The 12,437-nt window shown below is 60.4% G+C and carries 10 protein-coding genes; 3 read left to right on the top strand and 7 right to left on the bottom strand.

Features of this window, described 5'->3' with window-relative positions; genetic code table 11:
* The first annotated feature begins 41 nt into the window (after positions 1-41).
* Positions 42-1,751: an alkaline phosphatase D family protein gene (locus tag ACUY2T_RS03185; RefSeq protein WP_448307545.1), complete on the top strand. Its 1,710-nt coding sequence runs from the start codon at positions 42-44 to the stop codon at positions 1,749-1,751.
* Positions 1,752-1,817: 66 nt separating this feature from the next.
* Here the strand turns inward: ACUY2T_RS03185 and ACUY2T_RS03180 are convergent, their stop codons facing one another.
* Complete coding sequence (locus ACUY2T_RS03180) at positions 1,818-2,834, bottom strand: 3-isopropylmalate dehydrogenase (RefSeq protein WP_448307544.1); 1,017 nt, start codon at positions 2,832-2,834, stop codon at positions 1,818-1,820.
* Between the two features lie 172 nt (positions 2,835-3,006).
* Between ACUY2T_RS03180 and ACUY2T_RS03175 the strand changes: the two genes are divergently transcribed.
* Both ACUY2T_RS03175 and ACUY2T_RS03170 read left to right on the top strand, forming a co-directional pair.
* Complete coding sequence (locus ACUY2T_RS03175) at positions 3,007-3,888, top strand: ABC transporter ATP-binding protein (RefSeq protein WP_448307543.1); 882 nt, start codon at positions 3,007-3,009, stop codon at positions 3,886-3,888.
* A 5-nt stretch (positions 3,889-3,893) separates the two neighbouring features.
* Entirely contained in the window at positions 3,894-5,525 is a 1,632-nt protein-coding gene (locus tag ACUY2T_RS03170; RefSeq protein WP_448307542.1) for an ABC transporter permease, read from the top strand.
* Between the two features lie 80 nt (positions 5,526-5,605).
* Here the strand turns inward: ACUY2T_RS03170 and serA are convergent, their stop codons facing one another.
* The 6 genes from serA to ACUY2T_RS03140 all read right to left on the bottom strand — a co-directional run bounded on the left by serA (position 5,606) and on the right by ACUY2T_RS03140 (position 12,352).
* On the bottom strand, positions 5,606-7,195 hold the full coding sequence (serA, locus tag ACUY2T_RS03165) for a phosphoglycerate dehydrogenase (RefSeq protein ID WP_448307541.1): 1,590 nt from the start codon (positions 7,193-7,195) through the stop codon (positions 5,606-5,608).
* A gap of 98 nt (positions 7,196-7,293) precedes the next feature.
* A complete protein-coding gene (locus tag ACUY2T_RS03160) occupies positions 7,294-8,514 on the bottom strand; it encodes a GTP-binding protein (RefSeq protein ID WP_448307540.1) in 1,221 nt (406 codons plus the stop codon).
* 54 nt (positions 8,515-8,568) lie between these two features.
* On the bottom strand, positions 8,569-9,348 hold the full coding sequence (locus ACUY2T_RS03155; protein ID WP_434829658.1) for an ATP-binding cassette domain-containing protein: 780 nt from the start codon (positions 9,346-9,348) through the stop codon (positions 8,569-8,571).
* Positions 9,348-10,400 carry an iron ABC transporter permease gene (locus ACUY2T_RS03150; RefSeq protein ID WP_448307539.1) on the bottom strand — a complete coding sequence of 351 codons (1,053 nt, stop codon included), beginning with the start codon at positions 10,398-10,400 and terminating at the stop codon, positions 9,348-9,350. The genes ACUY2T_RS03155 and ACUY2T_RS03150 overlap by 1 nt, the downstream gene beginning before the upstream one ends.
* A 20-nt stretch (positions 10,401-10,420) precedes the next feature.
* Positions 10,421-11,332, bottom strand: a complete 912-nt coding sequence (locus ACUY2T_RS03145) for a FecCD family ABC transporter permease (RefSeq protein WP_448307605.1) — start codon at positions 11,330-11,332, stop codon at positions 10,421-10,423.
* Positions 11,333-11,458: 126 nt separating this feature from the next.
* Entirely contained in the window at positions 11,459-12,352 is an 894-nt protein-coding gene (locus ACUY2T_RS03140; RefSeq protein WP_448307538.1) for an ABC transporter substrate-binding protein, read from the bottom strand.
* Positions 12,353-12,437 lie beyond the last annotated feature (85 nt).

The raw sequence follows: 12,437 nt of genomic DNA, 5'->3' as shown, positions 1-12,437 counted from the left end.
GCGTCACGGCTACGACAGATTGAATCGTTAATTTGGCCGTTATGACTTCTCGCAGAAATAATCCTCAATCCTCCAATTTCGATTCCCCCTCGCACACGCCTTCCACACACTCTGCTTCCCTCACCACCCGCCGTGCATTCCTAGCGGGAGCCGGTACCACTGGTGCCATCCTGCTCGGCACCGGAGTCGCGCAGGCTCTTGGTTCGCAAGCCGGAAGCATGGCCGGTTCCACAGCCGGATCATCGGTGGGCTCCAGCGGCGCAGTGGGATCGGTGGGACTTCGTCGCTCCCGTCCGGTGATGACACATGGCGTCGCAACCGGCGATGTACGCCCCGACGGCGGTCTCGTGTGGTCCCGTGTCGATCGACCGGCGCGGATGATCGTCGAAGCCTCGACAGATCCGGCGTTTCCACGGCACAAGACCAAAACCTTCCGCAGCAACAGCGTTCTTACCCCAGAAACGGATGGAACCGGCCGCCTCCGCTTGGTCGGGTTGGAGCCGGGTAAGAAGATCCACTACCGCGTGACCATGGAGGATCAGGAGACCTCCATGCGCTCCGTGCCGGTCATCGGCAGCTTCACCACCGCACCGAGTACCGCCCCGGGCGCTAAAAAGGCGCACAAGAACATTCGCCTGCACTGGTCCGGCGATGTGGCGGGTCAGGGCTACGGCATCAACCCGGACATCGGTGGCATGTACTGCTGGAAGACAATGGCGGATCGCAACCCGGATCTGTTTATTCACTCCGGCGATACGGTCTACGCCGATGGCCCGATCGAAGCGAACCACAAACTGGACGACGGTCGCGTGTTTAAGAACCTCACCAGCCCGTATAAAAACAAGGTGGCCGAAACTCTGGAGGAGTTCCGCGGCCAGCACGCTTATAACCTGATGGACGAGAACTACAAGCTGTTCAACTCCAAGGTCGCACAGCTGGTGCAGTGGGATGACCACGAGACGACGAACAACTGGTACCCAGGCGAGATCCTGGAAGACGACAAGTACCAGGTCAAGGATGTAAATCTGCTGGCGCAGCGCGGCTTCCAGGCCTTCCATGAGTGGCAGCCACTGGATCGGAAGATGGCGGTGGATGGCCGCGTTTACCGCAAGATTTCCTACGGCTCGCTGCTGGATATCTTCGTACTGGATATGCGCAGCTACAAGGATCGCAACCCGGATGCCGGAGCGTCTGCCACCAAGCCGGGGCACATTCTGGGGCCGAAGCAGGAAAAGTGGCTGATCGACGGAGTTAAGAATTCCACCGCTACGTGGAAGATCATCGCCAATGACCTTCCGCTGGGCATCGTCGTGCCGGATGGGGATGACCAGGAGGGCGTATCAAATGGCGCGGGTGGCAAGGCTGTGGGTCGCGAGGCGGAGATCGGTCGCGTCCTCAGTGGCATCAAGGATGTGCGAAATGTTGTGTGGCTCACCGCCGACGTGCACTACACCGCTGCGCACCACTACTCGCCGGATCGCGCGGTCTTCCAGGATTTCGCACCGTTCTGGGAGTTCGTCTCTGGCCCGTTGAACGCCGGCGGATTCGGTCCGAACAAAATGGACGGCACCTTCGGTCCGGAGGTTGTGTACGTGCACGCACCGGCGAAGGATAAGCAGAACTCCTCGCCGCTGGATGATTTCCAGCACTTCGGAGAGGTGGATATCGATGGTGGTTCGAAGGATCTCACCGTCCGGCTGTTCACCACCCGTGGCAAGGAGTTGTGGTCGAAGACGCTGCGCGCACAGTAGAGCACAGCGCAGCGCGGCAAACCACGGCGCACTCGCCCGGCCTAAGTACCGGGCTGGCAGCTTTTCCTATTTCAGGTTTGCGACGACGCGGTCGCCAACCTCCGCAGTCTTGACGGGGCCGCCGTCGCGTGAGCTTGCCTCCGCCAGAACCGCGGCCTCAATGGCTTCCGCTTTGGCGTCATCGCCCAAATGGCGCAGCATGAGCGCGACGGACAGGATCGCCGCGCAGGGGTCCGCAATCCCCTGGCCCGCGATGTCCGGTGCGGAGCCGTGGACCGGCTCGAACATGGAGGGGTTCTTTCGCGAGGGGTCGATGTTGCCCGAGGCTGCCAGGCCGATACCACCGGTGACTGCGCCCGCCAGGTCAGTGAGGATGTCTCCGAAGAGGTTGTCCGTCACAATGACGTCGTATTCCTGTGGTTTGGTGACCATGTAGATCGTCGCGGCATCGATGTGGTTGTAATCCACCTGAACTTCGGGGTACTCCTGCCCCACTGTCTCGATCGCGCGCTGCCACAGGCCACCGGCATTCACCAGCACATTCGTCTTGTGCACCCATGTCAGCTTCTTGCGTCGGCTCTGTGCGCGCTCGAAAGCATCGCGCACCACGCGCTCCACACCGAAGTAGGTGTTTTGGGATACTTCGGACGCCACCTCGTGGTCAGTACCCTCGCGCAGAGTGCCGCCGTTGCCGCAGTAGAGGCCTTCGGTTCCCTCTCGCACGACGACGAAGTCAATATCACCCGGGTTCGCCAGCGGGCTGGAAGATCCGGGATACAGCTTTGACGGACGGAGGTTCACTGCGTGATCGAGCTTGAAGCGCAGTGGCAGCAGCAAACCTCGCTCCAGCACTCCAGCGGGTACGGTGCGGGGATCCCCGATGGCCCCCAGCAGGATCGCGTCGTGTTCGCGCAGGGATTCCAGGTCTGCGTCGGTCAGGAGTTCACCATTGCGCAGGTAGCGGCGAGCACCGAGGTCGTAGTCGGTGGTCTCTACATCGTCGCGCAGGGCGTGCAGAACTTTCAGTGCTTCTGCCGTTACTTCAGTACCGATTCCATCACCGGCAATCACTGCGAGTTTCATTATATGAACTCCTTTGTCTCACTAGCTGGTCAATTATGACCATAGCACGACACCCGGACAGCACTTGCCTAACAACCTAAAAATGGATTACTTCCAAGGCGCTCACACCTCCGCGGCGACAGAAACACTTCTTTGACACCTCTAAACAGACGCCGCTGTTAGTGTGAAGAACATGACTTACGAGCCATATCCCTCACATACAACTACAAATCCGGAGGTCAGCGACGCAGCGCTGGTCATCCGCAATCTATATAAGAATTTCCCTGGCAAGGTGGCGGTAAATAATCTCAGCCTCACCGTGCCAAAGGGCAGCTTTTACGGAATTGTCGGCCCTAACGGCGCCGGTAAAACCACCGCCATCCTCGCAGCAACGGGCATAATTCGCCCCGATGGCGGTAACTCCTGGATCGCCGGCCACCCATTGTGGAGCGACCTCGAGAACACCCAACCCGAAGAGGAAGTACTGGCAGCAAAGCGTGGTTACGGTCTGCTGGTGGACGGCCTTCCCGTTTTCGAGCGCCTCAGCGGCAAGGAATACCTTGAGTATCTGGGCTACCTCCGCGACATCCCCGGCGACGAACTGCAGCAGCGTATCGCAGACCTGCTGCGCGCACTCGACCTGGAAGACGCCGGAAAGAAGTACATCGCCGACTACTCCGCGGGCATGAAGAAGAAAATCCTGCTGGCCGGTGCCCTTTTGCACAGCCCGGAGGTACTCATCCTGGACGAGCCTTTTGAAGCCGTGGATCCCGTTTCCGGCGAAGTTATCCGCACTATCCTGCGACGCTATGTCGGCGCGGGCGGCACGGTCATCATGAGCTCGCACGTCATGGAACTGGTAGAAGGCCTCTGCGACCATGTGGCAATCATCAACCAGGGCACCGTCGTTGCTGCCGGTACCACCGAGCAGGTGCGCGCGGGCAAGTCCCTCTCCGAACGTTTCGTGGAGGCCGTGGGCGGCAAGCAGCTGGATACGCAATCCTTCGGCTGGCTGCGCGGTGGACAAGCCGAACACAGCGGACGTGACCTGCCCACCCACCACCACGAAGGGTAGGACCAGTGTCGAAAACCAAGACCCTTCTCAAACTCCACTGCACACTCTGGGCACACGCCTTTACAGGCAATATCCAGATGATCATTTCTTCCGTAGCCATCACCATTTTCGCAGTGATGGGCTGTGTTGGTCTGGCCTTTACCAGCTACGGAATCCTCGTGTCCGACGGCAACCCGGCCATGTTCGTGCTGACGATGGGGCTCGGCAGCGTGCTCTACCTGGCGCTATCAGCTATCTTTCCCAGCGAGGAACGCATGCTAGATCCACGCATGTTTAGCTCGTTGCCGCTATCCGACCGTGACCTCCTGCCAGGCATGGTCACGGCAATGTTCCTCAACTCCCGCGCCGCGATCTCGCTGGTCAACACGATCATCATGTCTGTGCTCGGTTACCTCGCCTTTGCGAAGATGGATTCCCCCGGCGCCGGCGCGCTGTGGATACTCGGGTGCGTACTCCAACTAGTATTCACCCTCCTGGCGGGAGAAGCTCTCGCTGCTGCGCTCAGCAGCATTGCCACCAAGTTCAGCGAACTCTGGGGCAATGTCGCCGGTTTCGTCGTCACTTTCAGCTTTTTGACACTGTACCTCTCTCCACAGTTGCTTTCCGATGGCTCGGATCCCACCGCCGCCGTGGAGACCAGCTCCACGATCATGTCCTGGACTCCCTTCGCCGCCGCCGCTGGCGCTGCCGCTGACATGACCGACATGGGAAATGGTGGCGTCAATACGGGCATCGCCAAGGGTGTAATCTGCCTCGTTTCAATCCTTGCAGTCACTGTTGTGCTGCGCGTGGCCGTCAAGCACGACCTGAACAATCCCCTCCCTCCTCAGCATGCTACCCGGGCAGCGAAGGGAGACAGCCTACTACTGCCGCGAGTCCCCGCATCCCCCGTTGGCGCACTGTACTCCCGCGAGATTCGCTATTGGCGCCGCGATAACCGCTTCGTAATGAGCTTGACCTTCGTGGTCGTCTTCTGCGCTTTTTACATGCTGATGGGAATGACCAATAGCGACAGCAGCTGGATGCTGTGGTTCGCGATGTTCTTTGTATCCCTTGGCCCCCAACAGGTGGCGGGCAACTCCCTGGGCATGGACGGGCCGTCCAACTGGGTGCACATGGTCGCCGGTGTGCGCGGCAAGCAGATCGTCACCAGCCGCACCCTTTCCACCGTGACGGTATTGCTCCCAATATGGCTGATTATTTGCATCGCCGCGGGAGCTTTCAAGAGCTTCAGCGCCGCCTGGCTTCTAGCCAGCGCCTTGACGCTGGGGACCGTCTTTATCGCCTCCGCCATGGCGAACTTCAGCGCCGCCTACTTCCCCTCCCAGACCACCGCACCGGGAACCAACGCCTTTAAGCAGCGTAACGGTGGTTCCAGCGCTATCATCTCCGCATTCGTGATCATGCTGACCTTGAGCCTATCCATCCTGCCGGGTGCGCTTCTAACGCTCATCCCACTGGAGACCTCCGCTGGCAACAGCGACAGCATTGCCGACATCCCACTTCTGAGCTGGGCAGGCGTACTGCTCCACGGGGTCATCATCATCGGCGTCGCCTGGATCTTAAACCGCCGCGCCTCCCGTCAGCTCGATCTACACTGGCCGGACATCGCGCAGAAGGTACAGCACTACCTGTAGCTGCGCGGCGTGGGGCGTCAATAGAAAAGGCCGGGCAGATCCTGCCCGGCCTGACGCGATAACAACTATCGCTTAAACCATTAGAAGTTCAGCACGAACGCGTTGGAGGCGCTCAGCTCTGCCTTGACCTCGTCGACCAGCTCTTGATCCAGATCCTGGGCGACACGCAGAACCAGCGTAGCCTGCGACTCATCGTTGGTCGGGGACAGTGCGGCGGCGTCGATGTTGATGCCCTTGCCGCCTAGCAGCGTACCGACCTTGCCCAGCGCTCCCGGCTGGTCCGGGTAAACCAGGAACAGGTTGGTGCCTGTGGCGCGCAGATCCAGGCCGCGGTCGTTGATGCGAACGATCTTCTCCACGTGCTGCAGGCCCGTCAGCGCACCTGCGACGGAGGCGGTAGCGCCATCGGTGCCGACAACCTTAACCTCCAGGACGGAGCGGTGGCTGACGGACTCGTCGTGGGTCTGTACATCCAGCTCCACGCCGCGCTCTTCGGCGATCTGCGGAGCGTTAACAAAGGTGACCTGCTCGTCGATCACGCCGGAGAACACGCCACGCAGGCCAGCCAGGCCCAGTGCGTCAACGGACTCGGTGGACAGCTCACCTCGGGCGGTGACAGTCACGGTGCTCGGAGCGCCGTTCAGCAGCTCGCCGGCCACGCGACCCAGGTTGGTGGCCAGGTTCAGCCACAGGGCAACCTCTTCGGAGACCTTGCCACCGGAAACATTCACAGCGTCAGGCACGAAGTCGCCGGACAGAGCCTTCAAGACGGATGCGGCAACGTCGGTACCAGCGCGGTCCTGAGCCTCTACGGTGGAAGCGCCCAGGTGCGGCGTAACAACGACTTCTTCCAGCTCGAACAGCGGAGAGTCGGTGCAAGGCTCAGAAGCGTATACGTCGAAGCCGGCGCCGCGGATGTGGCCGGACTTGATGGCCTTTGCCAGGGCGGCCTCGTCCACCAGGCCGCCACGGGCGGCGTTGATGATGATCTGCCCCTTCTTGGACTTGGCCAGCAGGTCCGCGTTGAACATACCCGCGGTTTCCTTGGTCTTCGGCAGGTGGATCGTCACGAAGTCGGAGCGACCCATCAGCTCTTCCAGCTCCACCAGCTCCACGCCCAGCTGTGCGGCGCGGGCGGGGTTCGCGTACGGGTCGTAGGCGATGATTTCGGTCTCGAAGGCGGCCAGGCGCTGCGCAAACAGCTGGCCGATGTGGCCGAAGCCGACGATGCCGATGGTCTTGCCCAGGATCTCCACGCCCTTGAAGGAGGAGCGCTTCCACTCTCCGTCGCGCAGGGTCTTGTCCGCCGCCGGGATCTGACGGGCGGTGGATAGCAGCAGGCTGATGGCGTGCTCGCAGGCGGAGTGGATGTTGGAGGTCGGAGCGTTGGCAACCATCACGCCACGGGAGGTAGCGGTCTCGATGTCGACGTTGTCCAGGCCCACGCCTGCACGGCCGACGATCTGCAGCTTCGGCGCTGCCTCGAGTACCTCGGCGTCAACGGTGGTTGCGGAGCGGACCAGCAGCGCGTCTGCGTCTGTGACTGCCTTCAGCAGTTCTGGGCGGTTCGGGCCATCGACCCAGCGAACCTCGACGGAATCACCAAGGGCGTCGACGGTGGACTGGGACAGCTTATCGGCGATGAGGACTACCGGACGGTTGTTACTCACGAATGTTTCTCCTGAGGTGCGTGCGTTGCCTCGCCCGCGCCGAAACGACCGCGCCGACGCGGGAAGGGACCACGCCATCCAAATGTGACGTGCGACCCTTACAGCATATCCTTTACCTCTGCGTCACTCAGCATTGCCTTCCGGAAACGCTGTACTGCTCTGTCTGCATCGAAATTGACGCCGATAAGCACCACTTCGCTGGAGGGGGTGAGCCCAACCTGCCGCCATCCACCGGCGGGCTGAATCCGCAGATCGGGGCCAGCTTGATGCCAGACCTGAGCTAGCTCAGGACGGTCGGCAATCCAGCAGTAGCCCTTGGAGCGCACCAATCCGGTCGTGGAGCGAAGCGCCTCGATCAACCTACCCCGATCGAAGGGGCGATCCCCGCGGAAGACCACGGAACTGATGCCATATTCCTCAGTTTCTGGGGTGTGGGGGTTTTCCAACTCATCGAGGTAGCCCTCGTAGGCGCGGGCTGTGGCCTCGTCATATAGCTGGGCGCCGAGGATATCGTCGACGGCCGACCGCCCGGCGCCGTCCGCAGTATCCGTCACCTCAGCCGCGCTGCCTGACAAGCCACCAGGGGTCCCGTTCCCGCCCAGCGATCCAGCGGTGACGATACGGCCGTGAATGAGCTTTTCGATGCGCGCCCGCGGGTTCATCCTGTGCAACAGGGCGACGGTGGCGCGATAGTGTTCCTCGCTAACTAGGTCCGCCTTGGTGACGTAGATAATGTCCGCGAACTCGACCTGATCGACCAATAGGTCCGCGATCGTCCGCTCATCTTCCTCAGTCGCCTGCAAATCCGCCTCTGTGAGCAGCTTCTTCTGCCCTATTTGCTGCAGGAACTGGGCGGCGTCGACAAGAGTGACCATTGTGTCGATCGGCGCAACGTCTGCAAGACGAGTGCCGTCCTCCCAACGCCATTCGAAGGTCGCTGCGACAGGCATGGGTTCGGAGATGCCGGTGGATTCGATGACTATATGGTCGAAGTCACCGCTGCGTGCGAGTGTGCCCACGGATTCCACCAGATCCTCACGCAGTGTGCAGCAAATGCAGCCGTTGGTGAGTTCGACGAAGCGGTCCTCGCCGCGGGTCAGATGACCTTCGCCAGCGATCAGGGCGGCGTCGATGTTGATTTCCGAGAAATCATTGACGATCACCGCGATCCGGCGACCCCCGCGATTGGCCAGCAGGTCGTTCAGCAGTGTGGTTTTACCTGAGCCGAGGAAGCCGGACAGAACTGTAACCGGTGTGCTGCTCACCTCTGGGTCGCTTGCGGTCGGGTGATCGTGAGTATGGCTATGCAGGTGTCTCATGCGTAGGGATACTACACGTTATTGAGATCCGTTTTCATTAGGGGTGCGTTGCGGTTAGCGATACGGGATTGGCAACACTCGACCCGTTTCCGGATCCCGCACTTCCAAACAGGAAATCCCAAAGAGTTTTTCAACGAGCCCTGGGGACATAACTTCTTCCGTCTCCCCCGCCGCGAGTACCTTGCCGTCGTACATAGCGACAATGGAATCAGCGAAACGAGCCGCGTGCGTCATGTCGTGCACAACCATCACGACAGTCCGGCCGGCGACATTGAGATCCCGTACCAAGTCCAGAATTGCAATCTGGTGCGCGGGGTCCAAATAGGTCGTCGGCTCGTCGAGGAGCAGCACGGGAGTTTGCTGGGCCACCGTCATCGCCACCCATACACGTTGGCGTTGCCCACCCGACAGATCCGTTGCCGGTATGTCAAGGAGAGCGGTAACCCCAGCACGCTCTGCCGCTTCCTCTACCGCGCGGTGATCCTCCGCCTTCAACGAGGCAAAAGCACCGGTGTATGGGTATCGACCATAAGCAATAACCTCCCGGACGCTCACTCCTTCAGGAGTAATGGGTTGCTGCGGCAGGAAGGATACATGCCGGGCAAACTCTCGGGCGCTCATCTCTTGGATAGTGCGATCACCAAGGTAGACCTGCCCCTTTGCGATTGGTTGTTGACGCCCCAACGCTCGCAGCAGCGTAGATTTTCCGCAGCCGTTCGGGCCAATAAGGGCGGTAATCTTCCCCTCCGGAACCTGGAGGGAAACATCTTTCAAGACATCGGGGCCACCGTAACCCACCGTGATATTTTCAGTACGCAAGGCAGTCTCGCTCATCAGGAACTCCTTTCATCCGTGGTGGGCATTGCGGAAGCGCCCGCTGGACTTCGCGACATACGTAACAAGAGATAAATGAAATATGGGGCGCCGACAATGGAGATCAACGCCCCCACAGGGATTTCGGTGGGAGCGAATACCCAGCGGCCGAGAGCGTCACACAGAACGACAAGTCCCGCACCTGCCAAAGCGGATACAGGCAACACTCGCCTTCCCACCCCGCCGACAAGCAAGCGCGCAGCATGCGGAACGATCAATCCTGCAAACCCCAGTACACCCGCCGCAGCTACCGCGGCAGCCCCCAGCAGAATCGCAAACAACACTGTCACCGTACGCCATGTGCGCTCGCTGACGCCTACTCCTGCCATTGCCGAAGAGTCCAGGTTTAGCATGTCCAGATGCCTAGAGAGCACGACTGCTACTGCGATGACCACCAGCACCACGGGCCCTACGACTTGCGCATCTGCGAGAGTGCGGGCGTAAAGCGAGCCTTTGAGCCACGTCATTGCCGCACCGGCTTCCGGGGCAGCTTTCACCAGTAGCAGCTGAGTAAGCGCGCCCAAACCAACAGAGACCGCCACTCCTGTGAGAGTGAGCCGTACCGGATCAGTTGCTCCCCGCCCGGCAAGCAGTAACACCAGGCCTGCACCTACCAGTGCACCAACGAACGCCACTGGAGTAAGCGCCTGCGCCGGCAATGCTCCGACACTTAACAGAGCCGCTACGGCGGCAAGACCGCCACCCGCGGTGACGCCCACAGTATCCGGCGCTGCCAGCGGATTACGCAATGCAAGCTGTAATAGCGCACCGGAGACAGCCATGGCCGCGCCAGCGAGGATACCTACAAGCACGCGGGGCATGCGATAGCGCCAAATAAGTTTCCCGCCCGTGAAAAGGTCGTGAATTGTGTCCGCTGGAGGCTTCATAACAGCCCCGACACTGAGCCCCAAGACTATTGCGAACGCCAGCAGACCCAGGAGAGCTACGTACACCGCTACAACGCGAGTCGCCTTGAAGCCGGAGCCACGCCGGGAGATTAGCGTGCGATTCAACCTGCTATTCCTCCTGTTGTTCATCGGCGCGCACCGCCCGGTTGAAGTCGATTAATCCCCCATAGCAGCAGTGGCACACCGGCAATGGCAGTTACCACGCCCACCGGAGTCTCCGCGGGAGCCCACAACGCCTGCGCCACGGAATCCGCCACTAACAGAACCGCTGCACCCACCACGGGAGCAATTACCAGCCCCGCCCGGTGCCGCGGACCTGCCGCCCGATGCGCCACAACCGCTGCCATCAGGCCAAGAAAACCGATCGGTCCGGCAGCTGCAACCGCCGGGGCGATCAGTAGCACGGCGCCCACGACCGCAAATATTCGTAGCCGGTGGGGGTTAGCTCCGACGGAGGACGAAAGGGCGTCACCAGCAAAGAGAGTATCTAGCCCCCGACCAACAGCAATCGCGAGAGGCAACACCACCGCAACAGCAATCATGCTGGGTATTACGTCCCCGAAACGCACCCCACCCAAGCGGCCCGAAAGCCACGACAGGACAGTCGAAAGCTGGGCCTCATCGATCACCAAAGTGATCGCAGTGCATGCTGAGAATAGTGCAGAAACAGCTATGCCCAGCAGAATCATCCTCTGTACCGACTGAGCACCGGTCGGATCTCCTACTGTTACACGCATTCCAATGCCCACCGTTATCAGCGCTCCAAGCGCCGCGCCACACAGTGCACCCGGCAGCACCGCGGCGCCGGACACCGATCCCGTTATCGTCGTGCACAGAACCGCGCCAAACGCCGCCCCAGCGTTCACGCCAGTGATTTCCGGATCCGCTAGTGGATTGCGAGTAGCGGTGCGCAGCAACACACCCGCGGCACCCAAGGCCAGGCCGATCGCTGTCGCCGCCAAAAGCCGGTCGCGCATGACGGCGTGCACCTCCCCTGCCAGTTCTGGCGCGTTCGGAGGCACTTCCACACTGTTCATGCGCCAAACCCACGTCGCGAGAATGACGGCCAACCCCAGCGCCAGCAGGATCCACTGCGTTGTACGGCGTGGTTGTAGCTCTCTTTGCACTTCACTTCCCTCGGTCGCTGACGCTCGAAGGTGCGTTTATTTGCGAGCGTTTTCCGTTTCGATGATCTGATCCAGCATTGCTTCTGCGGCCAGTGGGCCTCGAGATCGGGACCACGTGTCCTGCTCCACGTCCACGATGTCCTTGACCACGTCCTTGTATGGGCTGGACTTAAAGCCTTCAATGTCGTTGTACAGGTACATTCGATCCAGCTTCATCGCCGGGAGCTTATCGCCTGTCATTTCAGCAACGTCAGTCTTGGATTCGATCGCGGTGCGGGAACCGTCGTAGCCGTAGACGTAGCCGGCGTCAGAAAGAAGGGATCCTGCGAAGGAATCCTTGATCCACGCATAGAGAGTGCCCTTCGACCATCCAACCAGTGCAGCACGAGTGTCCGGCTTAACGAGCTTCTTTGCCTCTGAGACTTTGCCTTCAATACGCTCGCGGATCTCCTTTGCCTTATCTTCTTTGCCCAGCTTCTTTGCGATGTCATCCATGGCATCAAGGACGTCGGTGTAGCTGGCGTCGCTGTAGGACTTTGTCTCCGCAATTTCCTCCAGCTGGGGCATGATCGATTCCTGACGCGTTGGGCTAGCGAGGATCAAATCGGGCTCAAGAGACTGAATAACCTCCAGGTTTGGCTGCTTAGCCTGGCCGACCGATTCGATGCTCTCGAGCTTGCCCTCCAGGGTTTTCGGCCCGGATGACTTGCCGATCTCGACAATTCCTACCGGTTTTACGCCCAGAGCCTCGAGGATTTCCTCATAACGCCAGTCCAGAGCAACGACCCGCAACTCGCCATCTTTTGCGCCGTTATCGTTGGTGCCACCGGAACCGCATGCAACCAAAGTTGTGGCTCCTAGAATCGTCGCGACTATGAGGGCAAGGGCGCGTCGAAGGGAGCCGCGCAGGGATTTTCGAGAATTCATCATTCCCCAGACACTACCCGACTTAGGGTTACCTAAACAAGGTAAGCCTATATCCTAGACTTGCCGCTATTGTGAACAGTTTTCCGAG

It is taken from the genome of Corynebacterium sp. 22-2729 (assembly GCF_053479475.1).
This window is presented reverse-complemented; position numbering and strand designations above follow the sequence as displayed.